General features: G+C 68.3%; 20 protein-coding genes and 3 pseudogenes. 20 read left to right on the top strand and 3 right to left on the bottom strand.

The window, feature by feature from the left end; translation table 11 throughout:
- Positions 1-56: 56 nt before the first annotated feature.
- Together ACZZ93_RS01925 and ACZZ93_RS01930 are read right to left on the bottom strand one after the other, a co-directional pair.
- Complete coding sequence (locus tag ACZZ93_RS01925; RefSeq protein ID WP_463510368.1) at positions 57-311, bottom strand: hypothetical protein; 255 nt, start codon at positions 309-311, stop codon at positions 57-59.
- Between the two features lie 61 nt (positions 312-372).
- Positions 373-1,530 carry a DUF349 domain-containing protein gene (locus ACZZ93_RS01930; RefSeq protein ID WP_463510369.1) on the bottom strand — a complete coding sequence of 386 codons (1,158 nt, stop codon included), beginning with the start codon at positions 1,528-1,530 and terminating at the stop codon, positions 373-375.
- 415 nt (positions 1,531-1,945) lie between these two features.
- Between ACZZ93_RS01930 and nirB the strand changes: the two genes are divergently transcribed.
- The 4 genes and pseudogenes from nirB to ACZZ93_RS01950 all read left to right on the top strand — a co-directional run bounded on the left by nirB (position 1,946) and on the right by ACZZ93_RS01950 (position 6,777).
- The gene (gene nirB, locus ACZZ93_RS01935; RefSeq protein ID WP_285365494.1) at positions 1,946-4,525 is read left to right on the top strand and encodes a nitrite reductase large subunit NirB; all 2,580 of its coding nucleotides are present in this window, start codon (positions 1,946-1,948) and stop codon (positions 4,523-4,525) included.
- 8 nt (positions 4,526-4,533) lie between these two features.
- Positions 4,534-4,740: pseudogene (locus ACZZ93_RS01940) on the top strand (nitrite reductase (NAD(P)H) small subunit); the annotation flags it as partial.
- A 145-nt stretch (positions 4,741-4,885) separates the two neighbouring features.
- Positions 4,886-5,653: a uroporphyrinogen-III C-methyltransferase gene (gene cobA, locus ACZZ93_RS01945; RefSeq protein WP_053096161.1), complete on the top strand. Its 768-nt coding sequence runs from the start codon at positions 4,886-4,888 to the stop codon at positions 5,651-5,653.
- The gene (locus ACZZ93_RS01950; protein WP_053096159.1) at positions 5,650-6,777 is read left to right on the top strand and encodes a uroporphyrinogen-III synthase; all 1,128 of its coding nucleotides are present in this window, start codon (positions 5,650-5,652) and stop codon (positions 6,775-6,777) included. Before cobA ends, ACZZ93_RS01950 begins: the two co-directional genes overlap by 4 nt.
- Positions 6,778-6,841: 64 nt before the next feature.
- On the opposite strand, the gene ACZZ93_RS01955 is transcribed toward ACZZ93_RS01950, so the two are convergent.
- Positions 6,842-7,138 carry a hypothetical protein gene (locus ACZZ93_RS01955; protein ID WP_053096157.1) on the bottom strand — a complete coding sequence of 99 codons (297 nt, stop codon included), beginning with the start codon at positions 7,136-7,138 and terminating at the stop codon, positions 6,842-6,844.
- 112 nt (positions 7,139-7,250) lie between these two features.
- On the opposite strand from ACZZ93_RS01955, the pseudogene ACZZ93_RS01960 reads away from it, so the two are divergent.
- The 16 genes and pseudogenes from ACZZ93_RS01960 to ACZZ93_RS02035 all read left to right on the top strand — a co-directional run bounded on the left by ACZZ93_RS01960 (position 7,251) and on the right by ACZZ93_RS02035 (position 25,174).
- Positions 7,251-8,580, top strand: a pseudogene (locus tag ACZZ93_RS01960) (replication-associated recombination protein A).
- Positions 8,581-8,741: 161 nt separating this feature from the next.
- Positions 8,742-9,371, top strand: coding sequence for a 30S ribosomal protein S4 (rpsD, locus tag ACZZ93_RS01965; protein ID WP_052677824.1), 630 nt, complete (start codon positions 8,742-8,744; stop codon positions 9,369-9,371).
- Between the two features lie 106 nt (positions 9,372-9,477).
- Complete coding sequence (locus tag ACZZ93_RS01970; protein WP_053096155.1) at positions 9,478-9,666, top strand: hypothetical protein; 189 nt, start codon at positions 9,478-9,480, stop codon at positions 9,664-9,666.
- 79 nt (positions 9,667-9,745) lie between these two features.
- Complete coding sequence (alaS, locus tag ACZZ93_RS01975; RefSeq protein ID WP_053096153.1) at positions 9,746-12,406, top strand: alanine--tRNA ligase; 2,661 nt, start codon at positions 9,746-9,748, stop codon at positions 12,404-12,406.
- Positions 12,403-12,867, top strand: a pseudogene (gene ruvX, locus ACZZ93_RS01980) (Holliday junction resolvase RuvX); the annotation flags it as partial. The gene alaS and the pseudogene ruvX, both read left to right, overlap by 4 nt.
- Positions 12,868-13,111: 244 nt before the next feature.
- Positions 13,112-14,416 (top strand): endolytic transglycosylase MltG, encoded by a 1,305-nt coding sequence (gene mltG, locus ACZZ93_RS01985; protein WP_463510370.1) that lies wholly within the window; start codon positions 13,112-13,114, stop codon positions 14,414-14,416.
- The gene (locus tag ACZZ93_RS01990) at positions 14,413-15,429 is read left to right on the top strand and encodes a hypothetical protein (RefSeq protein ID WP_463510371.1); all 1,017 of its coding nucleotides are present in this window, start codon (positions 14,413-14,415) and stop codon (positions 15,427-15,429) included. Before mltG ends, ACZZ93_RS01990 begins: the two co-directional genes overlap by 4 nt.
- Positions 15,333-16,508, top strand: coding sequence for a chorismate synthase (aroC, locus tag ACZZ93_RS01995; RefSeq protein ID WP_463507967.1), 1,176 nt, complete (start codon positions 15,333-15,335; stop codon positions 16,506-16,508). The genes ACZZ93_RS01990 and aroC overlap by 97 nt, the downstream gene beginning before the upstream one ends.
- On the top strand, positions 16,492-17,010 hold the full coding sequence (locus tag ACZZ93_RS02000) for a shikimate kinase (protein ID WP_053096143.1): 519 nt from the start codon (positions 16,492-16,494) through the stop codon (positions 17,008-17,010). Before aroC ends, ACZZ93_RS02000 begins: the two co-directional genes overlap by 17 nt.
- Positions 17,007-18,095, top strand: coding sequence for a 3-dehydroquinate synthase (aroB, locus tag ACZZ93_RS02005; RefSeq protein WP_072591293.1), 1,089 nt, complete (start codon positions 17,007-17,009; stop codon positions 18,093-18,095). The genes ACZZ93_RS02000 and aroB overlap by 4 nt, the downstream gene beginning before the upstream one ends.
- A complete protein-coding gene (gene aroQ / locus ACZZ93_RS02010) occupies positions 18,092-18,529 on the top strand; it encodes a type II 3-dehydroquinate dehydratase (RefSeq protein ID WP_372983530.1) in 438 nt (145 codons plus the stop codon). The genes aroB and aroQ overlap by 4 nt, the downstream gene beginning before the upstream one ends.
- 75 nt (positions 18,530-18,604) lie before the next feature.
- The gene (efp, locus tag ACZZ93_RS02015; protein ID WP_053096137.1) at positions 18,605-19,165 is read left to right on the top strand and encodes an elongation factor P; all 561 of its coding nucleotides are present in this window, start codon (positions 18,605-18,607) and stop codon (positions 19,163-19,165) included.
- A 3-nt stretch (positions 19,166-19,168) separates the two neighbouring features.
- Positions 19,169-19,579, top strand: coding sequence for a transcription antitermination factor NusB (nusB, locus tag ACZZ93_RS02020; protein ID WP_053096135.1), 411 nt, complete (start codon positions 19,169-19,171; stop codon positions 19,577-19,579).
- A 56-nt stretch (positions 19,580-19,635) separates the two neighbouring features.
- Positions 19,636-22,935 carry a DEAD/DEAH box helicase gene (locus tag ACZZ93_RS02025; RefSeq protein ID WP_463510372.1) on the top strand — a complete coding sequence of 1,100 codons (3,300 nt, stop codon included), beginning with the start codon at positions 19,636-19,638 and terminating at the stop codon, positions 22,933-22,935.
- A 75-nt stretch (positions 22,936-23,010) separates the two neighbouring features.
- Positions 23,011-24,588: a Rieske 2Fe-2S domain-containing protein gene (locus ACZZ93_RS02030; protein ID WP_463510373.1), complete on the top strand. Its 1,578-nt coding sequence runs from the start codon at positions 23,011-23,013 to the stop codon at positions 24,586-24,588.
- A 124-nt stretch (positions 24,589-24,712) separates the two neighbouring features.
- Entirely contained in the window at positions 24,713-25,174 is a 462-nt protein-coding gene (locus tag ACZZ93_RS02035; RefSeq protein ID WP_463510374.1) for a hypothetical protein, read from the top strand.
- Positions 25,175-25,216 lie beyond the last annotated feature (42 nt).

Raw genomic sequence — 25,216 nt, forward strand, 5'->3', positions numbered from 1 at the left:
CAACGCTGTGTCATGAAGGATCACTCGTGCAGGCAGAGCGGGGCGGATCCGATGGCTCACTGCGCGCCGGACGTGATGGCGTGCAGGGGAGTGTCACCGGCACCGTGGATCCATGCTGCCGTCGGGCCGGAGGCGGCCGTGTCCGCAGGGACGAGGGGCGCGAGCGCGGCTGCTCTCGCGCTTGCGCTCTCGACGAGATCGGCGGGGATGTAGCCCTCGCCCAGATCGACGAGATGCCCGTCGAGCCTAGCCGCGCTGAGTTCGGGGACCGTGAGGCGTTGGCCGGGCAGATACAGGAACGCGGGATGCATCACGCCAGTCTGGCGCGGTGCATCCCGCGTACTGATTCGATCCGGAGATCTGTGGAGAAGGTCAGCCGCCGAGGGCGTTGAGCCAGGTGCGGCGCGCTTCGAGTGCATCCGCCGCGGCCTTGGCGGCCTTCTTGTCTCCCGACTTCTCTGCGGCGGCCAGCTCGGACTCGAGCTTCTCGATCGCCTCGAGCAGCTGCGAGCTCATGTCGTTGGCGCGTGCCTTGGTCTCGGGGTTGTTCTTCTTCCAGTCGACCTCTTCGCGTGCCTTGAGCGCCTGCTCGATCACACGGAGACGATCGTCGAGAGCGCGCTCCTTCTCGCGGGGGAAGATGCGGCCGATCTCATCCCACTGGCGCTGGATGCCGGTGAGCAGCGCGCGGGCGCGCTTGATGTTCGGCTCGTCTGCGACTGCCTTGGCCTCTTCGAGAAGGGCCTGACGCGCTTCGATCTTCGGGGCGGAGTCCGCCTCTTCAGCCGCCGACTGCTCGGCACGAGCGGAGTACAGCGCGTCGCCGGCTGCCTTGAATCGCGCCCAGAGCGCGTCGTCGGCCTTGCGACCAGCGCGACCGGCGGCCTTCCACTCGTCGAGCAGACTGCGATACGCGGGGATGCCGTCGACTCCGCGAGGAGCGAGAGCCTCCGCGCGCTCGACCAGCCGCGTCTTGGCGTCACGAGCGGTCTTGTGGGTGTCGTCGAGCTCGGAGTAGAACGCGCGGCGTGCCTTGTCGACGGTGCCGCGCGCATCACGGAACCGCTTCCAGAGCTGCTGGGACACCCCCTTCGACAGACGAGGGCCGTTCTGCTGCTGCGCCTGCCACGCGTCGAAGAGTTCGCCGAGCTCGGCGGTCACCTGCTTCCACTGCACCTTCGAGAGGTCGCGGGCTGCGATCGCCTCGGCGCGCTCGACGAGAGCCGTGCGCTCGGCGATGGCCTTGTCGACCAGCTCCTTGGCCTGCTGGGCCTCCTGAGCGGTCGCCTCGGAGAGCGAGGAGGTCAGCGTGTTCAGACGCTCACGGAGTCCGGCGAGGTCGCCCACAGCGGCAGCGTCGGTGGCCTCGGTGAGAAGATGACCGGCCTGCTTGACCAGGTCACCCGCAGACGCGCCGCCGGCCTGGTGACGCTGCTCGAGCGTGTGCACCTTGAACGCGATGTCCTCGTACTTGCGCACGAAGTAAGCGAGTGCCTCGTCGGGGGTGCCGTCGGGATACTGCCCGACCACGCGCCACTCGTCGCCCTCGCGAACCTCGACCGTGCCGTCTTCGGCGACACGGCCCCACTTCGCTGCCTCGGCACTCGATGCGGAGGTCGCGGGCGATGCTGCGGCTGCGGGAGTCGCTGCAGTGGGCTTGGTCAGCTTTCGCGGCAGCGGCGCTGCCGGGGGAGCGGGAATGGGGGAGTCGGCTTGGACGGCTCAGACACGGTGATTCTCCTTGCGCGGTAGGGCCCGCGGGAGGCGGAAAGGACGAGCTTCAGCCTAGTACGAGAGCGAGGTTGCAGTGTGGTCGTCGAATCTCACAATGGCCGTTACCGTTCTGTGAGCGAATCGTTCGACGCACGAAACACCGCGCGTCACATGCGGGAAACACCAGGCTCCTATCGTCGCCATCACGACGTCCCCCGGCGATTGGAGCAACATGAGCGAGGTCCTCCTCACACCCCAGGAGATCGTGGTGGTCGGTGCAGGGATGGTCGCGCATCGGTTCGTGGAGAGCCTGATCAGCCGAGCCGAGACGCCGATGCATGTGACGGTGATCGGAGACGAGGCGCGTCGACCGTACGATCGGGTCGGACTCACCGGGTTCTTCTCGGGGGCCACTCCCGAGGAGCTCGAACTCGATCGCTCGGTGTTCGACGACTTCCGCGTGCGATTCCTCGCCGACGACAGGGTGCTGCGGATCGATCGCTCGGCCCGCACCGTCACGACGAGGTCGCGCACGAGCATCCCGTACGACACCCTGGTGCTCGCGACCGGCTCCTACGCCGCGAAGGTCGCCGTGGACGGTGCGGACCTGCCCGGCTGCTTCGTCTATCGCACACTCGACGATGTCCAGGGCCTCAAGGACTTCGTCGAGCGGCGAGGACGCATGCTCGGTCGTCCGCTGCGCGGCGCGGTGATCGGCGGAGGGCTCCTCGGGCTCGAGGCCGCCGGTGCTCTGCAGGGAATGGATGTCGACGCCACCGTCGTGCAGTACTCCGATCGCCTGATGTCCGCTCAGCTCGACTCAGCGGGTGGAGGGATGCTCAAGCGTCTGCTCGAAGCGCGTGGCATCTCGGTGCGCACCGGATCGAGGACGACTCGGCTGGACCCGGATGACTCCGGCGCGGTCACGGCGCTCGAGTTCCAGGACGGATCGATCGAACGGGCGGACGTCGTGGTCTTCACCGTCGGCGTGCGTCCCCGGGACGAGCTGGCGCGCAATGCGGAGATGCAGGTGGACCCACGCGGCGGTGTGATCATCGACGATCGGTGCTCGACGTCCGACCCCCACATCCTGGCGATCGGCGAGGTCGCCAACTTCGACGGTCGCTGCGTCGGACTGGTGGCTCCCGGATACGCCATGGCAGAGGTGGCGGCGACGCGCCTGCTCGGAGGCGATGCGGCGTTCCCCGGCTACGACGACTCCTCCAAGCTGAAGCTCTCGGGTGTCGATGTCGCGAGCTTCGGCGATGCGATGGCCACGACTCCCCATGCGCTCGACGTCGTCTATGCGGATCCTGTCGCCGGTGTCTATAAGAAGCTCGTGCTGTCGGATGACGCTCAGACGCTGCTCGGTGGGATCCTCGTCGGCGATGCGGCGGCCTACGGCGCGCTGCGTCCCCTCGTCGGCGCGAAGCTCGGCGCCGACCCGGCCGCCTACCTGCTGCCGGAAGGCGGGAACGAGGCTCCTGGTGGCGAGCTGCCGGATGAGGCCGTGGTCTGCTCGTGCTCGAATGTGACCGCCGGGCGCATCCGCCGGGCAGTGCACGACGAGGGGTGCACGGACGCCGCCGCGGTGAAGGGCTGCACGAAGGCCGGGGCGACCTGCGGATCCTGCGTGCTGATGGTGAAGAAGGTCGTGGGGCAGGAGCTCACCAAGCTCGGCCAGACCGTGTCGCATGCCCTCTGCGAGCACTTCGATCTCTCGCGCCGACAGCTCTTCGACGCGGTACGGGTGGCTCAGCTCACGACGTTCAGTGGCATCGTCGAGCGCTTCGGGCGCGGCCGAGGGTGCGACATCTGCAAGCCGGCGATCGCCAGCATCCTCTCGGTGCTCGTGGGCGCGCACGTGCTCGACGGCGAGAACGCCACGCTGCAGGACACCAACGACCACGTGATGGCCAACATGCAGAAGGACGGCACGTACTCCGTCGTCCCGAGGATGGCCGGTGGCGAGGTCACACCGGAGGGACTGATCGCGATCGGGCAGATCGCGAAGGACTTCGCGTTGTACACGAAGATCACCGGCGGGCAGCGGATCGACATGTTCGGAGCGCGGCTCGAACAGCTTCCGGTGATCTGGCAGCGTCTGGTCGACGCGGGCTTCGAGTCGGGGCAGGCGTACGGCAAGTCGCTGCGCACGGTGAAGTCGTGCGTCGGGTCGACGTGGTGCCGCTATGGCGTCCTCGACGCGGTCGGCATGGCCGTCAAGCTCGAACTGCGCTATCGGGGGCTCCGTGCTCCCCACAAGCTCAAGCTCGGCGTCTCGGGCTGCGCTCGTGAATGCGCGGAGGCGCGGGGCAAGGACGTGGGAGTCATCGCCACCGAGACGGGGTGGAACATGTATGTCGGCGGCAACGGCGGCTTCACGCCGCGGCACGCGCAGCTGCTCGCGTCGGACCTCGACGACGAGGGTCTCATCAGGGCCATCGACCGCTTCTTCATGTACTACATCCGCACCGCCGATCGTCTGCAGCGCACGGCTCCCTGGTGCGAGGAGCTCGAGGGCGGACTCGACGGGCTGCGGAGTGTGATCTTCGACGACAGCCTGGGCATCTGCGCCGACCTCGATGCCTCGATGGCGCAGCACGTCGATCGCTACGAGGACGAATGGGCGGCCACCCTCGCTGACCCCGTGAAGCTCGAACGGTTCCGGTCGTTCGTCAACGCGGCCGATACGGCGGATCCGTCACTCGCCTATGTCTCTGAGCGCGGGCAGATCCGCCCGGCGTCGCCGGAGGAGCGTCGCGCCGGAGGCATCCTGATCGCCGGAACCGCTCTGGAGGTGCGCCGATGACCGTCGCGATGGACTCCACCACGCATGTGCGGGTATGCACGCTCGAGGACCTCGAGGTCGAACGAGGGCGAGCCGCTCTCTTGGACGGACAGCAGGTGGCGCTGTTCCTCCTCTCGGACGGCACCGTGCTCGCAGTCGACAATCTCGACCCGTTCAGCGGAGCCAATGTCATCTCCCGCGGGATCGTGGGAAGTCGTGGGGATGTCCCCACGGTCGCATCCCCACTTCACAAGCAGATCTTCGATCTCCGCACCGGCGAGTGCATCGAGACCCACGGCAAGCCCCCGCAGCACTGCGGGTGTGGCCGGTCGCGATCGACGACGGCGTCGTGTACGTCCGGATGCCGGAGAGCGTCGGATCATGAGGCGGACGCGTGTGGGCAGGGTCGACCTCGTCGGCGGTGGGCCGGGTCCCGCCGACCTCATGACGGTGCGCGCCTATCGCCTGCTGATGGCGGCCGACGTCGTGGTCGCCGATCGCCTCGGTCCGTTCGCGGAGCTCCGGAACGAGCTCCCGTCGCACGTCGAGGTCATCGATGTCGGCAAACGACCGGGTCACCACCCCGTCCCTCAGCACGAGATCGATGCCCTCCTCGTCGAACGCGCCCTCGCCGGCCACCGCGTGGTGCGGCTGAAAGGCGGCGATCCCTTCGTGCTCGGTCGCGGGGGAGAAGAGGTTCTCGCGTGTGAGGCCGCCGGTGTGCCGGTCAGTGTGACCCCGGGCGTCAGCAGCGCGATCTCGGTGCCTCAGGCCGCGGGGATCCCGGTGACCCATCGCGGCGTCGCGTCAGCGGTGCACATCATCAACGGGCACGGCGACCTCACCCCGAGTGCGCTCGCATCTCTGTCCGATCCGACGGTCACCACCGTCGTCCTGATGGGCGTGGCCTCGCTGCCTCGCCTCGCAGCCTCGGCCGCGTCGCACGGGGTGTCCGGCGACATCCCTGTGGCGATCGTCGAGAACGGTCACACCGAACGACAGCGGACCATCCGCAGCACCCTGGCGACGGCGGCGCAGGACGCGGCCGCTGCGCAGGTCGTGAACCCGTCCGTCATCGTGATCGGCGAGGTGGCTCGCGCGGGACTGCTGCTGCCGACGAGGGCGATGATCGCGGAGAGCGCCACATGACGACCGCGCGCACACTCGACTCGGCGCTGGCCGGATGCACGATCATCGTCGCCGCAGACCGCCGCTCGATCGACCTGGCGACAGCCCTCGAGCGTCGCGGTGCGGTGGTCCATCGCGCGCCGGCGCTGAGCATCGTCACCAACTCCGACGACGCGCAGCTTCTCGCCCGCACCGAGCAGGTGATCGCCGCTCCTCCGGACATCGTGATCGTCACCACGGGCGTCGGGTTTCGCGGATGGATGGATGCCGCGCACGAGCACGGCCTCGACGGACAGCTCGACGCGGCACTGCAGGGCGCGCACTTCGTCGCACGGGGACCCAAGGCGCACGGCGCGATCCAGCAGGCGGGTTTCACGGCTGACTGGGTCGCCGAATCCGAGACGTCGGCCGAGGTCGGCGAGTACCTCCTCGCCTCCGGGGTCGCGGGCAAGCGGATCCTCGTGCAGCATCATGGCGCCGGATCGGACGGCCTCGACGAGTTGCTGGCGGATGCCGGAGCCGAGGTGCTGAGCATCACGGTCTACCGGTGGGGGCCGCCGCCGGATCCTGAGGTGGTGCGGCGTTCGGCATTGCAGGCGGCGGCCGGCGAGGCGGACGCCGTGCTGTTCACCTCGGCACCGGGAGCGGCGTCGTGGATCGCGGTGGCGGAGGAGTCCGGCGCGCTCGAGCGCATCAGGAGACGCGCGGAGTCGGGCCGCCTCCTCCTGGCGTGCGTGGGCCCGATCACGGCCGCGCCGCTGCACGGCGCGAACCTCCGCACCACGATCGCCGACCGGGGGCGACTCGGATCCCTCGCTCGAACGGTCATCGCGCATTTCGGCGGCGGGAGGGCACCGTCACTCCCGACCGACGCGGGTCTGGTCGAGGTACGCAGCGGCGGAGTCCTCGTGGACGGCGTGTTCATCCCGCTCTCGCGGTCGGCTGCCGCCTTGATCGAGGCGCTCGCCTCTGCGGGCGGGCGTGTGCTCTCGCGCGCCGAGCTCGGGGGCGTTCTCCCCGGCGCCGAGCGCAACGGACATGCGGTCGAGGTGGCCGTCGCACGGCTGCGGGAGGCTCTCGGCGGCAACGAACTCGTGCACACGGTGGTGAAACGCGGCTACCGCCTGGCGGTCACCGAGTACTGAGCGAGGTGCGCGCGGGGAGTGCGGGCAGTGAACGCCCGTGTCCGCCACCCACAGGGACCGTGGTCTATCCGGCGGGGGCCTCAGTGGGTGCAGGCTCCGGCGTCGCGGGGTCTGTCGGCACGGGCGCCTCCGTCGGCTCGACGGTAGGCGAAGGCGAGGGGGCCGGGGGATTCACCTGCGCGTGAACGACCTGGCTCACCACGGCTCCGGCGACGATGAGCACTCCGGCGACGACGGCGATCGTGTTGTCGCGGGTGCGACGCCGGATCTGACCCTCATGCCACGTCTTGCGGGCGGTGTGCAGACGTGCGCGCTCCACCTCGGTGCGCGACTGCTGCGTGCTCTTCCCGCGTCCGGCCATTGCGTGCTCCCTTACTGGACGTGAATGTGCAACGTCGCCTGAGAGCCTACCGTCGAGATCGCGTCACGCCGTTCCCACCCGAAGTGTCGGCGCCCCGCGTTAGCCTGGACGGATGACCTCCGCCTCCGCACTGCTCTCCGGGCAGACGCCTCTCGCCGTGCGAATGCGCCCCGTGTCGCTCGACGAGGTCGCCGGTCAGAAGCACCTGCTGCGCGCGGGTTCCCCGATCGTCGCACTCGCCGACCCTGCCGCGACATCCCCGGGTGCCGTCTCGATCATCCTGTGGGGTCCGCCCGGCACCGGCAAGACCACGCTGGCGCAGGCCATCGCGCGGTCATCGGGCCGCCGGTTCGTCGAGCTCTCCGCGATCACCGCCGGCGTGAAGGACGTGCGCGAGGTCATGCAGGAGGCGATCACCCAGCGCGACCTCTATGGTCAGACGACGATCCTCTTCCTCGATGAGATCCATCGGTTCACCAAGGCGCAGCAGGACGCCCTGCTCCCGGGCGTCGAGAACGGCTGGGTGCTGCTGATCGCGGCGACCACCGAGAATCCCTCGTTCTCGGTGATCTCGCCGTTGATGTCGCGATCGCTGCTCCTCACGCTCCAGCCGCTGACGGATGACGACATCGGGCTCCTGGTCGATCGGGCGGTGACCGATGCGCGCGGACTCAATGGCGCGGTCACCCTGGCCGACGACGCGCGCGCGGCGCTGATCCGGCTGGCGTCGGGCGATGCGCGGCGTGCGCTCACCGGACTCGAGGCGGCAGCGGCCGTAGCCCTCTCGAAGGGGAAGAAGGCGCGGTGCCCGCCGCGACGGCGGACGACGTCGCTCAGGCCGTCGACAAGGCGCTGCTGCGATACGACCGTCAGGGAGACGAGCACTACGACGTCATCAGCGCGTTCATCAAGTCGATCCGAGGATCCGACCCGGATGCGGCCCTGCACTATCTCGCGCGGATGATCGAGGCGGGGGAGGACCCTCGCTTCATCGCTCGGCGCCTGGTCATCTCGGCCTCCGAGGACGTGGGCCTCGCCGACCCGCAGGCGCTCTCCATCGCGGTCGCGGCCGCGGACGCCGTCGCGTTCATCGGAATGCCGGAGGGGCGGATCCCGCTCGCCGAAGCGACCGTCTATCTGGCCACGACAGCCAAGTCGAATGCGGCGTACGTGGGAATCGACCAGGCGATCGCCGACATCCGCTCCGGGGGTTCGGACGCGTCCCGCTGCATCTGCGAGACGCGCACTATCCGGGCGCGAAGCGGCTCGGTCACGGCCGGGGATACGTCTACCCGCACGACAGCGAGTTCGGCATCCTGCCGCAGCAGTACCTCCCTGACGAACTGCGCGGAAAGCGGTACTACGAACCCAAGAACCTGGGTGCCGAGCGCGACATCTCGGCTCGCCTCGAGCGCATCAGACGCATCCTCGACGGGCGCTGACGCGAATCTGTTAGACTTGATCGGCTCGAAACCGTGTTTTCGGGCATCTCCTCGTTCACACCACACCTTGCTGGCGCCCCGGCGTGCGCTCCAAGGCAGAACGCGGACGATACGTCCGTGAGTCGTGAAAGACGCGACCACGTCATCGGAAGGAACACTTCGTGACCACGAAGTCCCAGGACCGCCGCAAGGTACGTCTGAGCCGTGCCCTCGGCATCCCGCTCACCCCGAAGGCCGCCCGCTACCTCGAGAAGCGTCCCTACGCTCCGGGTGAGCACGGCCGCACCAAGCGCAAGGCAGACAGCGACTACGCCGTCCGTCTGCGTGAGAAGCAGCGTCTGCGCGAGCAGTACGGCATCCGCGAGAAGCAGATGCGCAACACGTTCAACGAGGCTCGCCGTCAGGACGGCCTGACCGGTGAGAACCTGGTCGAGCTGCTCGAGATGCGTCTCGACGCCCTCGTCGTGCGTTCGGGCTTTGCCCGCACCACCGCGCAGGCTCGTCAGCTCGTCGTGCACCGTCACATCCTCGTCGACGGCCAGCTCGTCGACCGCCCGTCCTTCCGCGTGAAGCCGGGTCAGCTCATCCACGTCAAGGCCAAGAGCGAGGGCACCGAGCCCTTCCAGGTCGCAGCGGCCGGCGGTCACGCCGAGGTCCTGCCTCCCGTTCCCGGCTACCTCGAGGTCGAGCTCGACAAGCTCCAGGCTCGCCTGGTTCGTCGCCCGAAGCGCGCCGAGGTCCCCGTGACCTGTGAAGTGCAGCTCGTCGTCGAGTACTACGCAGCTCGCTGAGTTCCAGCTTTTCCGCAGAAGGCGTCGGGGTCACCCGACGCCTTCTGTCGTTTGCGCATACGATGGTGACACCGCGCCTTCGCGGGTCAGAGGCAAGGATGACGACATGAAGAACGTGCTGTGGTTCCTGATCGGTGTGATCGGCGGATTCGTCGCTGCGCATTTCATGAACAAGGACCCGCGCGGTCACGACATCCTCGCCGAGGTCGACGCTCGCTTCAACGAGTTCACCGGCATCATCGGCGACTCGTACCGCGAGCAGCAGGCGCGACTCGTAGACCCCGCGGACGACTGATCGCGCGCGGTCTCCCGGCCGCTGCCGCATCATCGTCCCGCCCCTCCACACCCTGTACGCAAGGACACCTGGCACCCCTATGAAAACTGCGGAGATCGCGCAGCGCTATCTCGACTTCTTCGAGAAGAACGACCACGTCATCGTCCCCTCGGCCTCTCTGGTCAGCGACGATCCGTCGCTGCTGTTCACGGTCGCCGGAATGGTGCCGATGATCCCGTACCTCACCGGAGTCGTGCCCGCGCCGCACCCGCGCATCGCGGACCTGCAGAAGTGCATCCGCACCAACGACATCGAAGAAGTCGGGAAGACCGCGCGTCACGGCACCTTCTTCCAGATGATGGGCAACTGGTCCTTCGGCGACTACTTCAAAGAGGGCGCGATCCGCTACGCGTGGGAGCTGCTGACGAGCTCGGAGGCAGACGGCGGCCTCGGTTTCGACGAGAAGGACCTCTGGGTCACCGTCTACGAGACCGACGACGAGGCTGAGGCCATCTGGCGCGACATCATCGGCCTGAAGCCGGAGCGCATCCAGCGTCTGGGGCGTGCGGACAACTACTGGAACACCGGTCAGCCCGGTCCCGGTGGCCCCGACAGCGAGATCTTCTTCGACCGAGGTCCCGCGTACGGCAAGGACGGCGGCCCCGCGGCCGACGACTCGCGGTTCCTCGAGATCTGGAACCTCGTGTTCATGCAGGACTTCATCGACAACATCCGCGGCAAGACCGAGTTCGACATCGTGGGCGAGCTGCCCCAGAAGAACATCGACACCGGCATGGGACTCGAGCGCGTCGCGTTCCTCAAGCAGGGCGTCGAGAACATGTACGAGACGGATCAGGTGCGCCCGGTCCTCGATCGCGCGGTCGAGCTCTCCGGCCGCCGTTACGGTGCCGTCCACGAAGACGACGTGCGCTTCCGTGTCGTGGCCGACCACGTGCGCTCGTCCCTCATGCTGCTGTCCGACGGCGTCCGCCCGTCCAATGAGGGCCGCGGATACATCCTCCGCCGCCTCATGCGGCGCACGGTGCGCTCGATGCGTCTCCTCGGCGTCGACGAGCCGGTCTTCCCCGAGCTCTTCGCCACGTCCCGTGATGCCATGAAGTCGGCATACCCGGTGCTCGAGAAGGAATGGTCGACTCTCTCGGCCTCCGCCTTCGCCGAGGAGGAGACCTTCCGGCGCACTCTGGCGCAGGGGTCGACGATCCTCGATCTCGCTCTGGACGAGACGAAGAAGGGCGGCGGGGCGGCGCTGAGCGGCTCCGAGGCGTTCCTGCTGCACGACACGTACGGCTTCCCGATCGATCTCACGCTCGAGGTCGCTGAGGAAGCAGGTCTCGCGGTCGACCGTGAGGCGTTCGACACCCTGATGCAGGAGCAGCGCTCGCGCGCCAAGGCGGACGCTCGCAACCGCAAGCGTCAGCTCGCGGACGTCTCGGTGTACCGCGATCTCCGTGCGCTGGGCGAGACGGGCTTCGACGGCTACTCCGAGCTGGAGGTCGACTCGCGCATCCTCGGCATCCTGGTCGACGGACAGCCGGCCCGCACCGCCTCAGAGGGACAGATCGCCGAGGTCGTGCTCGCCGAGACGACTCTCTACGCCGAGTCCGGCGGTCAGGTCGCCGACAAGGGCGTCATCGTCGGGCCGGGCTACGAGCTCGAGGTGCTCGATGTGCAGCGTCCGGTGCCCGGTCTGATCAGCCACACGGTCGAGGTCACTCGCGGGGCTGTAGCCGTGGACGACCCCGCGACCACGGTGGTCGACGCCGCCAACCGACGCGCCGCCAGGCAGGCGCACTCGGCGACGCACCTCGTGCATGCGGCGCTGCGCGACACGCTCGGACCGACCGCCACGCAGGCCGGTTCGCTCAACCGTGCCGGATACATGCGTTTCGACTTCTCGTGGTCACAGGCTCTCTCGGCCGACACGCGCACCGAGATCGAGGAGATCACCAACCGCGCGGTCAACGACGCCCTCGAGGTCACGACTCGCATCGTGACGCTCGACGAGGCGAAGGAGGCCGGTGCTATGGCGCTCTTCGGTGAGAAGTACGGCGACGTCGTGCGGATGGTCGACATCGGCGGTCCGTGGTCGCGCGAACTCTGCGCGGGCACGCACGTCACCACGAGTGCCGAGATCGGCCTCGTCAGCGTCGTCGGCGAGTCGTCGGTCGGCGCGTCGAACCGCCGCATCGAGGCGCTGGTCGGCCAGGACGCGTTCCGCGAGCTCGCTGCAGAACGCGCGCTCGTGTCGCAGCTGACCACCTCGCTCAAGACCCCTCGCGACCAGCTCGCCGAGCGCATCGCGGATCTCTCCGCCAACCTCAAGGCGGCCGAGAAGCGCATCGCCCAGTTCGAGTCCAAGGAGCGCGCGGGCCGTGTCCCGGCCATCGCCGATGCCGCGAACCGCGTCGGCGCGTTCCGTGTGGCCGCGCAGTCGCTCGGTGAGGTGGCGTCGGCCGACGATGTGCGCGAGCTCGTCCTCGGCGTCCGCGACCGTCTCGGTTCCGACCCCGCCGTCGTCGCTCTCGGCGCTGTCGTGAACGGACGCCCGGTGGTGGTCGTCGCGACGAACGATGCCGCGCGCACCGCCGGAGCGAAGGCCGGTGCCCTCGCGAAGCGCGCCGCCTCCGTACTCGGCGGCGGCGGCGGAGGTCGTGACGACGTCGCTCAGGGTGGTGGCACGGATGTCGCCGCTCTGCAGGCAGCCCTCGAGGCCGTGTCGCAGGAGCTGCAGTCAGCGTGAGCGGCTTCCGCCGCGGCGTGCGGCTCGGTGTCGATGTCGGGCGTGCCCGGGTCGGCGTCGCCCGCTGCGATCCGGACGGCATGCTCGCGGTGCCGGTCGAGACCGTGCAGCGCAACGACACGTCGATCGACAGGATCGCCGCGATCGCCGAAGACTTCGACGTGCTCGAGTTCGTGGTCGGGCTGCCGGTCAATCTGCAGGGCGCCGACACCGCGTCGACGACCGACGCTCGCGAGTTCGCTGCGGCTCTGCAGGCGCAGACGGGCACTCCCGTCCGGCTCGTCGACGAGCGCCTCAGCACCGTCACCGCACACGCCGCTCTGCGTTCTTCGGGCAGAACACAGAAGAAGTCTCGTAGCATTGTGGATCAGATCGCCGCGGTGATCCTGCTGCAGCAGGCGATCGACACGGAGAAGAGCACCGGAAACCCGCCCGGTGCCACGATTCCGCTCGACGAGGAGTCCCCCGATAATGCCCGAACGCGAGAGCGCTTCGCCTCAGCACGATCCGGATGCCCGTCTGGGCGATCTGTTCGAGAACCTTCCCGACCCGTCGCCGCAGATCCCGACGGTCGACAACACCCCGCCCGCTCCAGGGTCGCGCCGGGCGGCGCGTGAAGCCGCGGCTGCGCAGCCCGGGGCTCCGGCCGGGCCAGCCGCCGCCCCCGCGGACCGCTCGTCGTCGGACGATGCGTCGACCAGCGCGATGCCCGCACTGTCCGCGGACGAGCCCGTTGCCGCCCGACTTTCCGAAAGCGAGTCCTCCGTCGGCGAGGCGGCCGCGGACCGAGCCGAATCCGGCTCGGGGTCGGAAGCATCTGTCGGCGCCGCGGTGGGCGCCGCGTCGGGGAGCGCGGCAGCAGGCGGACGCCTCGAAGACCTCTTCCACGCGCATCCGGAACACGATGCCGGCCACCCAGCGCCCGCGAAGAAGAAGCGCCGCACGGGCTGCCTGGTGGCGCTCGTCATCGTCCTCGCCGTGATCGGCGGCATCGTCGGCGCGGGATTCTGGGCGTGGGGCACCTACGGCGACAAGGTCAGCGAGGCGCTCGGATGGGGCGACCCCAAGGACTGGGAGCCCGGGCTCGCATCCGGCGAGGTGCTCGTCACCATCCATGAGGGCGACACCGGCGCTCCCGTGTCCACCGCGCTCTACGAAGCGGGCGTCACGCGCACGGAGGACGTCTTCTACGACTACCTGGTCACCGAGAACGTCGCGGTCACCTTCTATCCGGGCATCTACAGCCTGAAGGAGAAGATGACAGCCGAGGCGGCGCTCGAGGCGCTGCAGGACCCCGCCAACAAACGCGAGAACTCTGCGAGCGTGGGCGAGGGCGCGACCATCGAATCCTCCCTGCCCGACATGGCCGAATCGCTCGGCATGCCCATCGAGGAGCTCCAGGCGGCGGTCGACGCCGACCCTGCGACCTACGGCGTGACCGCGCAGAGCCTCGAGGGGTGGCTGTTCCCGGCCGTCTACACGTTCGATCCGGGAGTCACCGCCACCCAGGTCATCCAGCGGATGGTCGACCGCACGAAGGAATCGCTGACAGAGGCCGGGGTGCCGGCGGAGGACGCTCAACGCGTGCTCACGATCGCCTCGATCATCCAACGTGAGGGCCTCACCGCAGACTTCCCGAAGGTGTCTCGTGTGATCGAGAACCGCCTCGACATCGACATGAAGCTGCAGATGGACTCGACGGCGCAGTACGGCTACGGTTCGCTGCACGAGGGCGTCGTGTCGAGTTCGGCGGAGGCGCTCGAGGACGACAATCCTTGGAACACCTACGTGCACACCGGCCTGCCGGTCACGCCGATCGCGAGCCCGAGCTTCGCTGCGATCGACGCGGCGATGCACCCCGCAGACGGCCCTTGGCTCTACTTCGTGACGACGAACCTCGCCACCGGAGAGACCCAGTTCTCGGTCACCTACGAGGAGCACCTGCAGGGAGTCGAGAAGTGGGAGCAGTGGTGTCAGGAGAACCCCGACGGGGGTTGCTCGGCCGGATGAGCTCCCCGCGGCTCGCAGTCTGGGGCGACCCGATCGCGCACTCCAAGTCTCCGCAGCTGCACGCGGCCGCCTACCGTGCGCTGGGCCTCGATTGGGAGTACACGCGTCGCCAGGTCGACGACGTGGCGTTCGACACGACTCTGGCCACTCTGGACGATTCGTGGCGGGGGCTCTCGCTCACGATGCCGCTGAAGGAGAAGGCGCACAGCGCGTCGGTCACGCACGACCGCTATGCCGACCTCACCGGAGCAGTGAACACGCTGCTGCTCACCGACGGCATCCGCGGCTTCAACACCGATGTCGGCGGGATCCTCGACGCCCTGGGCGAGCAGGACCTTCGGGGAATCGGTGATGTCCGCATCCTCGGCGCCGGCGCCACGGCATCCTCGGCTCTGGTCGCGTGCGTCGAGGCCGGGGCCCGCACTGTCGATGTGAGGGCGCGCCGTCCCGAACGGGCAGCCGGACTGGTGGCTCTCGGACGGAGACTCGGCGTCTCGATCACGACCTCGACGTTCGATGCCGACGCCGACGATGTCGGGCTCACCGTCGCGACGCTCCCCGGAGGCTCCGTGCTGGACGAGGCGACGTCAGCGCGCCTCAGCGAGAGCGGGGGCGCGCTGTTCGACGTCGCGTACTCACCCTGGCCGTCGGCGCTCGCATCGGTGTGGCGCGGGGGCGGGCCGTCTCCGGGGAGGCGATGCTGCTGCGTCAGGCCCTGCGCCAGATCCGCATCTTCCTGCACGGAGACCAGAGCGTTCCGCTCCCCTCGGAGGAGGTCGTGGTCGCCGCGATGGAAGCCGCCCTGTAGTCACCGGCCGTCACGCGGCACGATCCGAGGCGAAACGCGTGGGAGACTAGACCAATGCTCCGCGTGCTCACGGCCGGCGAATCGCACGGCCCAGAACTCATTGCCGTCATGGAGGGTCTGCCTTCGGGCGTCCCGGTGTCCTCCGAGGCGATCCAGGCTGATCTCGCACGACGCAAACTCGGCTACGGTCGAGGCTCGCGAATGAAGTTCGAGCAGGACGAGCTGACGATCTCGGGCGGCGTCCGCCACGGCAAGACGCTCGGAAGCCCGATCGCTCTTCGCATCGGCAACACGGAGTGGCCGAAGTGGATCGAGGTCATGAACCCGGAGCCGGTCGAGCTGACAGACAGGTCGCGTGGCCGGAGCGCACCGCTGACCCGCCCGCGGCCGGGACACGCCGATCTCGTCGGCATGCAGAAGTACGACTTCGACGAGGCTCGACCCATCCTCGAACGCGCCAGCGCCCGAGAGACGGCGGCCAGGGTGGCGCTCGGCGCCATCGCGCGCTCGTTCCTCGGCGAGCTGGGCATCCGTCTCGTCAGCCACACCCTCTCGATCGGACCGGTGCGCGTGCCCGACGGCGCCGCGCTGCCGACCCCGGACGACGTGGACCGGCTGGACGCCGATCCGCTGCGCTGCTTCGACGCGTCGACCTCCGCCCTGATGGTGGCCGAGGTCGATGACGCGAAGAAGGACGGCGACACGCTCGGCGGGATCGTCGAGGTGCTCGCCTACGGTCTTCCGCCCGGACTCGGCTCGCACGTCCACTGGGATCGCCGTCTGGACGCGCGGCTGGCGCAGGCTCTCATGAGCATCCAGGCCATCAAGGGCGTGGAGGTCGGCGACGGCTTCGAGACCACACGACGACGCGGATCCGCGGCTCACGACGAGCTGTTCGCGACGGCAGACGGCATCTCGCGCGGCTCCGACCGCGCCGGAGGCACCGAGGGCGGGATGTCGACGGGCACGGTGTTGCGCGTCCGTGCAGGCATGAAGCCGATCGCCACCGTGCCGCACGCGCTGCGCACGATCGACATCGCGTCCGGCGAGGATGCCACGGCGCACCATCAGCGATCCGACGTGTGCGCCGTGCCTGCGGCAGGCGTCGTGGCCGAGGCCATGGTCGCCGTCGAGCTCGCCAACGCCGTGCTCGAGAAGTTCGGCGGCGACAGCATCGGCGAGACGCGCCGCAACCTCGACGCCTACCTCGCTGCGATCCCGGCCGAGCTGCGGACGACGCCTGCGTCCGAGGCGGCGCTCATCGCGCATGACGAGCGCGGCTGACCCGCTGTCGCTGGTGCTCGTCGGCCCGATGGCGGCGGGCAAGACCAGCGTCGGTCGTCGTGTCGCGCGCAAGCTCGGCGTCCCGTTCGTCGACACGGACAAGCGGGTGGTCGCGGTGCACGGCCCGATCCCCCTGATCTTCGAGGAGCACGGGGAGTCGCATTTCCGCGCGCTCGAACGGGCCGAGGTCGCAGAGGCGCTGCGTGCGGGCGGCGTGATCTCGCTGGGCGGGGGAGCGGTGACCGACCCTGAGACCAGGAGGCTGCTGCTCGACCACCCGGTCGTCTTCCTGACGGTCACCCCCGCAGCGGTGGCTGACCGCATACAGAGCGGCGGCCGACCGCTGCTCGCGGGCGACGACCCTGTCGGGCGATGGACGCAGATCTTCGAAGAACGTCGAGACTGGTATGACGAGGTGGCATCCGTGACGTTCGACACGTCGCGGCGCCCCATGCAGCGCATCGCCGACGACATCGCGGCGTGGAGGAGAGAACTGGGATGACTACGACAACCATCAGCGTGACGGGCGAGAACCCCTACGACATCGCCATCGGGCGGGGGATCCTCGATCAGGTGTCCGCGGCACTCGATCCCGGAGTCCGCAAGGTGCTGGTCGTCCACCCGCCGACCCTGGCCGCGCGTGCGGCAGAGCTTCGTGACAGGCTGCTCGCCGATGTCGAGAACGGTCCGCGGGAGGTCCTGCTCGCCGAGGTGCCGGATGCCGAGCAGGGCAAGCGCATCGAGGTCGCCGCCTTCTGCTGGCAGGTCATGGGGCAGGCTGACTTCACGCGCTCAGACGCGGTCGTCGGATACGGCGGAGGCGCCGTGACCGACCTCGCCGGATTCGTCGCGGCGACCTGGCTTCGCGGCGTGCAGCTCGTGCAGGTGCCCACCACCGTGCTCGGCCTCGTCGATGCCTCCGTGGGCGGCAAGACGGGGATCAACACCGCTGAGGGCAAGAACCTCGTCGGAGCGTTCTGGGCTCCCCGTGCGGTGATCGGCGATCTCGACGAGCTGGCGAGCCTCAGCCCGAACGAGGCGACCGCCGGATTCGCCGAGGTGGTGAAGGCGGGGTTTATCTGGGCACCGGAGATCCTCGACATCATCGAAGCCGATCCGGTGCGCGCCGTCGACTCGACCACACCGGAGTTCCGGCGTGCGGTCGAGCTCGCGATCGACATGAAGGCCCAGGTCGTCTCGGACGACTTCCGCGAGGCGGGGCAGCGCGAGATCCTCAACTACGGCCATACGCTCGGCCACGCCATCGAGCATGCCGAGCGCTACCGCTGGCGGCACGGCGCCGCGATCTCGATCGGCATGCTGTACGCCGCCGAGCTGTCGCGACTCGCGGGGCGACTGTCGGACTCCGCAGCCGAGCGCCACCGCACGATCCTCGAGTCGCTGGGCCTTCCGACCGGCTACCGTGCCGGTGCGTGGCCGCAGCTGCTGGCGACGATGCAGCGCGACAAGAAGAGCCGCGGCGGCATGCTGCGCTTCATCCTCCTCGACGACATCGCGAAGCCCACCGTGCTGCAGGCACCCGATGAGTCGCTGCTCTTCGCCGCGTACCAGGAGATCGGCGAATGACCCGCCGCATCCTGCTCGTCAACGGGCCGAACCTCAACCTGCTCGGCAGTCGCGAGCCCGAGGTCTACGGCACGGCGACGCTCGCCGATGTGGAGCGACTCACCGCTCAGGCGGCCGCAGCCGAGGGCTTCGAGATCCGCGCTGTGCAGAGCAATCACGAGGGTGTGCTGATCGACGAGATCCATGCCGCGCGCGCGGACTGCGCGGCGATCATCATCAATCCGGGCGGGCTCACGCACACGAGCGTGTCGCTGCGCGATGCGCTCACGGGAGTCGCGCTGCCGTTCGCCGAGGTGCACATCTCCGACGTGTACGCACGTGAGGAGTTCCGGCACCACTCGTACCTGCACGATGTCGCTGCGGTGCGGGTCATCGGCGAGGGTGTCGACGGCTACGCGAGCGCTGTGCGGCAGCTCGCAGCGCTGATCCCGTAGAATCGACTCTCGGCCCACCCCAGTCCAGACCGGACGCGAGCGGCCCCCAGACTCGAGAAACGGAAAGTCCAGCGCATGGCATCTACCGCAGACATCAAGAACGGCGTCGTCCTGAGCATCGAGCGGCAGCTCTGGAGCGTCGTCGAGTTCCAGCACGTCAAGCCCGGCAAGGGTGGCGCCTTCGTGCGCACCAAGCTGAAGAACGTCATGACCGGAAAGGTCGTCGACAAGACGTTCAACGCCGGCGCCAAGGTCGAGATCGAGAACGTCGACCGTCGCGACTTCACCTACCTCTACACCGATGGTGACGGGTACGTGTTCATGGACCAGACGGACTACGACCAGATCACGGTCCCCGCTGCGACCGTCGGCGACGCGAAGAACTTCCTGCTCGAGAACCAGCAGGTCACGATCGCGCTCAACAACGGCAACCCGCTGTACATCGATCTCCCCGCGTCCGTGATCCTCGAGATCACCTACAGCGAGCCCGGTGTGCAGGGCGACCGCTCGTCGGCGGGAACGAAGCCGGCCACGCTCGAGACGGGCTACGAGATCCAGGTGCCGCTCTTCGTCGAGACCGGCACCAAGGTCAAGGTCGACACGCGCACCGGCGACTACCTCGGTCGCGAGAAGTAAGGCGTGAGCGCCCGTACGAAAGCGCGCAAGCGCGCACTCGACATCCTGTTCTCCGCCGACGTCCGTGGAGACGAGATCGCGGTGACCCTGGCCGCAGAGGCCAAGCGCGCCGCGAGCGAACCCGCTCGCGAGGCCTCCTGGCTCTACGCCCGTGAGGTGGTGGACGGCATCATCGACCACCACGACGAGATCGACGAGCAGATCACGACCCACAGCCGCGATTGGAGGATCGAGCGCATGCCCGCGGTCGATCGCGCGCTGCTGCGCATCGGCGTCTGGGAGATCCTGTTCAATGACGCGGTGCCGACCGCTGTCGCCATCGATGAGGCGGTCGAGCTCGCCAAGGAGTTCTCCACCGACGATTCGGGCGCGTTCGTGCACGGCGTGCTCGCACGCGTCTCTCGCGCGGCCTGAGCGACGACTCGGGACGCGGTCTCCGAGATGTCGGAGGCCGCGGGAAGGATGGGGCCATGCCCGCGCCGCACGTTGATCTTCGCGACCTCATGCAGATCACCGATGTCGGGGGCTACCAGCGCGGTCTCGCGTACTTCCGCGAGGGCAATGTGCTCGACGTGGTGTGGCACGAGGATCTGCTCGAACTCGAGGGCCATGTGCGCGGCAGCTCGGACGCCCAGTATGTGACCGAGATCGTCTTCCTCTCGTCCAACGGGACGAGACGGGTTCGGACGACCCGCTGCACCTGCCCGGTGCGGAGCGGCTGCAAGCACGTGGTCGCCACGCTGCTCGCGTCCAATGTGCACGAGTACTCGCAGCAGGCCGCGGCTCTCCAGCGGCAGCCCGACGCGGAGCAGAAGCCCGCCGCACCGCGCACCGCCGCAGTGGCGTCGTGGCGGACCCTGCTCGACCCTGCGGTGTCGCAGCACCCGCAGCGCCTCGCTCTCGGCATCGAACTGCGTCACCGTGAGTCTCGGAGCGAGAACCACTGGGGGCCGCGCCCCGTCCGGGCGGCGACCGCGCGCGATCTCGCCCGCCCGAGCGGTGAGCTGCTTCTGGCGATCCGCCCGATGATGCGCAGCGCGCAGACCGGTGCATGGATCCAGGGCGGCGCAGGCTGGGATGCGGTCCGTCGCGACGCCTCGCAGTTCGGTCGCGACCAGAACCGCTGGTTCGGGGATCTCCTCAGCATCTCGCGGGACTCGCTGCTCTCCGGCAATGCCGGCGAGTGGCTCGTCCTCGACCAGGTCGAGTCGCCGCTGCTGTGGAGGCACCTCCGATCGGCCACCGACGTCGGAATCCCTCTCGTTCCCAGTCAGAAGAGCGCCTCGGTGCGGATCGCATCCGCGGCCGACGTCTCCGCGAAGATCAGTCGCACCGAGGAGGGTGCTCTGGAGGTCGCCGCCGACGTGCGCATCGACGATCGAGTGATTCCCGCCCGCGAGGTGCATCCGATCGGTCGTACGGGTGTCTACGCGGCGAGCCTCGTGGGTGCGCGGATCGAGGTCGTCCTCGCCGAAGTGTCGTTGAGCGAGCAGACACGTGCTCTGCTCGCGGCCTCCGACCCTATCCTCGTGCCGGCCGACGACGAGCAGGCGTTCATCGCCGACGCCTATCCGCTTCTGGCCCGGCGCAGCACCGTGCGCACGGTCGGGGAGGTCGCGCTTCCCGACGTGCCCGAACCGGAGGCGGTGCTCACGGTCAGCTACGAGCGCGGCGACGTCGTCAGCTACGCATTCGAGTGGTCGTACGGTCCGTTCGGCCGAGTGCCGTTCGCGTGGAATGACGCAGCGGTGCGAGATGCCGAGAGCGAGACGACCAGACGCGCGGCGATCGAGGCGGCATGGCAGGAGTTCCGCACGACGAGCTTCCGCCCGAGCGGTTCGTTCCACGACATCGATGCGGCGGCGTTCATCGCGGAAGGCGTTCCCGCGCTCGAGGCTGTGGGCGTCCGCGTCGAGTCCCACGGAGAACGCAAGGCGTATCGCGAGCTGACGGGGGATCCTGAGGTCAAAGTCTCGACCGTCGAATCGACCGACTCGGACTGGTTCGATCTCGGCATCCTCGTGACGATCGACGGTCGACTCATCCCGTTCGGACCGCTGTTCACGGCGCTGAGCAGGGGGCGCAAGAAGCTGCTCCTCTCCGACGGCGGCTACTTCTCGCTCAACCACCCGTCGCTGGATCGTCTGCGTGATCTCATCGAGGAGGCGGGCGAGCTCGACGAGTGGGAGACCGGTCCGCGCATCAGCCGCTACCAGACCGATCTGTGGGAGGAGTTCGAAGACCTCGCCGACGAGGCCCAGCCGGCTGTCAGCTGGCGCGCCACGGCCGACGGGCTCCGTCAGGCCACGGGGGTTCCGCCGACGCCCGTTCCTGCGGGAGTGCAGGCCGATCTCCGCCCTTATCAGAAGGCCGGCTTCGACTGGCTTGTCTTCCTGTGGCGTCACCGACTGGGCGGGATCCTCGCCGACGACATGGGTCTGGGCAAGACCCTGCAGCTCCTCACGTTCGTCCAGCACACGCGGGATGCCGGCGAGACGAGACCGTTCCTGGTGCTGGCCCCCACGTCTGTCCTGAGCACCTGGCGGTCCGAGGCGGCCCGATTCACTCCCGGGCTTCGTGTCTCCATCGTCGACAGCACGAGCGGGAAACGGGCCGACGTCCTGAGGGCGGCGGCCCGGTCGAGCGATCTCGTCGTCAGCTCGTACACGGTCGCCCGACTCGACGAAGAGGAGTTCCGCGAGATCGAGTGGGCCGGACTGATCCTCGATGAGGCCCAGTTCGTCAAGAACCCCAAGACGCGGCTCCACCGCGCCATCTCGACATTCCATGCCGACGTCACGTACGCGGTCACGGGAACCCCGATGGAGAACAGCCTCTCCGAGCTGTGGTCGCTGCTCAAGCTCGCCGCCCCCGGCCTTTTCCCCTCGGCTCGGAAGTTCAAGGACCGCTACATCCAGCCGATCGAGAAGGGCAAGGTGCCCGAGAACGAGGAGGGCGGCGAGTACCGCGCGCGGCGCCTCGCTCAGCTGCGTCGTCGAGTGAGACCCCTGATGCTGCGACGTACCAAAGAGCTCGTCGCTCCCGACCTGCCGGCGAAGCAGGAGCAACTGCTCGAGGTCGAGCTGAGTCCGGCGCACAGGGCCCTCTACGACGTCGTGCTGCAGCGCGAACGGCAGAAGGTCCTGGGGCTGATCGACGACCTCGATCGCAACCGCTTCATCGTGTTCCGCTCGCTCACCCTGCTGCGCATGCTGAGTCTCGCTCCCGCGCTGGTCGACGAGGCCGACGCCGAAATCGGGTCGAGCAAGCTCGACACACTGCTCGAGCGCGTCGCCGAACTGCAGGCCGAAGGGCACCGTGCTCTGGTCTTCAGCCAGTTCACGTCGTTCCTCGACCTCGCGGCTGCCCGGCTCGAGGCCGCCGGCATCCCGTACGCGCATCTCGACGGCTCGACGCGCCGCAGAGAGCAGGTGATCGACGGCTTCAAGTCGGGGGAGCAGCCGGTCTTCCTCATCAGCTTGAAGGCGGGTGGGTTCGGACTCACGCTGACGGAAGCCGACTACGTGTTCCTCCTCGATCCGTGGTGGAATCCCGCGGCCGAGGAGCAGGCGATCGACCGGACGCACCGCATCGGTCAGACCAATCAGGTGTTCGTCTACCGGATGATCTCGACCGGCACGATCGAGGAGAAGGTGCTCGAGCTGCAGCGCCGCAAGGCCAGGCTCTTCACCGCGGTGATGGACGACGACGAGCTGTTCGCGCAGTCGCTCACCGCAGACGACATCAAGGGTCTGTTCGACGGCGCGTGATTTCTCCCGGCCGGGTCACCGCGTCCGCCCAGGACCCCGTCGGTAGAATCGAACGGTTCACTTCAGGAGGAATGCATGCGGATCACGGGACTCGGCCACGCCGGGATGTTCATCGAGACGGTCGGCGGGAACATCATCTGCGACCCGGTTCTCGGGCCCTCGTTCTTCGGCTCGTGGTTCCCGTTCCCCGACAACCGCGGGCTCGACTGGGAGCGTTTCGGCCGCGAAGCGGACTTCCTGTACATCTCGCACCGGCACCGCGACCACTTCGATCCCCGGCTCCTCGAGCGCTACATCCGCAAGGACATCGAGGTGCTGCTACCCGAGTACCCGATCGATGACCTCGAGCAGGACATCAGGGCGCTGGGCTACACGAACATCACCTACGCCCCGGCCGGTGAGATCATCGAGCGCGGCGATCTGAAGATCATGATCACTCCGCTGCGCGCTCCGAGCGACGGACCCATCGGAGACTCGTCGCTGAGCGTCGACGACGGCACCGGCTCGGTGCTCAACCAGAACGACTCGCACCCTCTCGATCTCGACACGTTGCTGCACTTCGGCAAGCCCGACGCGTACTTCACGCAGGTCTCGGGTGCGATCTGGTGGCCCATGGTCTATGACCTGCCGCTGGATGCGAAGCAGAACTTCGCGAAGCTCAAGCGCGACGCGCAGAACAAGCGGGCGATGTACTACATCGACAAGGTGGACGCCCCTCATGTCTTCCCGATGGCCGGTCCGCCGATGTTCCTGCGCGACGAGCTCTTCGATTTCAACGGAGTCGGCCGCAACGGCGAATCGATCTTCACCGACCAGAAGCAGTTCCTGGCCCACATGAAGGAGCTCTCGCCCCAGTACGACGGACATCTGTTCGTGCCGGGCACGGTGGTCACCGTCGAGGGCGGCTCCGTGTCCACCGAGCAGTCGCTCTACACCGAGGCCGAGCTCGCCCACATCTTCGACGAGAAGTGGGACTACCTCGAGGAGCAGCGCGCCTCCCGACAGCGGGAGATCCGTGACGAGGAGGCGTCGCGCGCCCAGGTCATGCCCGCCGCCGAGATGCTCGAGGAGCTGAAGACCTGGTGGGAGCCGCTGCTGAAGAAGTCGCGCACCATCCGGCTCGGAGTCGGGGGATGCGTGCGCTTCAGGATCGGCGACCTCGACATGGTCGTGGACTTCCCCCGCGCGAAGGTTCGCGAGTACGCGGGCGAGGAGTGCATCTACTGGTACACGATCCCCGCCGACCTCGTCTCGACGAACATCCGCGACCACGAGATCGACTGGTCGAACTCGATCTTCCTCTCGATGCAGTTCGAGGTGGGGCGCAGCGGAAAGTTCAACGAGTTCCTCACGACGTTCCTCAAGTGCCTCTCGGTCGATCGCATCGAGTACGTCGAGAACTGGTATCAGGAGCAGACGGACCAGACCGAGGATGCCGAGATCGGCGACTGGGTCGTGCAGCGTCGCTGCCCCCACCTGCGCGCCGACCTGACCAAGACCGGAAAGGTCGACGACGACGGCATCCTGACCTGCAGCATGCACGACTGGAAGTGGGACCTCAACACAGGCCGCTGCCTGTCGACGAGCGGCCACCCGATCCGCTCCACGAAGATCGACGAGGTCACCGACGCAGTGCTTCGCGAGGCCAGCTGACGTGGTTCGTTCCTCGCACCCGCACGGATCGGGGCGCGACGCTCGAACGCCGATGCCGATGTTCACGGGGCCTCTCCGCGGGGCTCGATGGATCACCCGCTCCACGCCGGAACGGCTGATCCGGGTGGCCGTGGAATTCCTCGAGGACGCCGGCTTCGAGCAACGGCACGATGGCTTCGACGAGAAGCTGAGAGGCCGCGGATCCGAGTGGACGGCCGTCGCGCTGGAGATCGGGGACGAGGAGAAGTCGAAGAGGCGCGCACTGCTCGGACTCGTGATCGACGAACTCCCGTTCCCCGTCCCCCGGGCGTTCCAGCGTGTGCTGTCGCCGACGCTGGTCGTCGTCGCGTCCCGCCCCGTCGGACCCCTCGTGTCGGAGCTGATCGTCTTTCCCCACACCTCGCGTCGCGGTGCGCCGCCCTACTCGAGAGCCGCGGCTCCTCGCGTGCGTGACGCCCTCGAGCAGATCACCGCGGCAGCGGGCCTGGAAGGCGCGATGCTCTCGCACGAATCGCTCGCCGGAGTCCCGGATGACGGTTCCCCCGTCTCGCAGGCGGTCGTCCGAGAGGTCCTGGGCTGGCACTGACGCACGCTAGACTGGTGCCATCAAGCAACCTTTAACACCGTC

Source organism: Microbacterium sp. AC026, assembly GCF_979258475.1.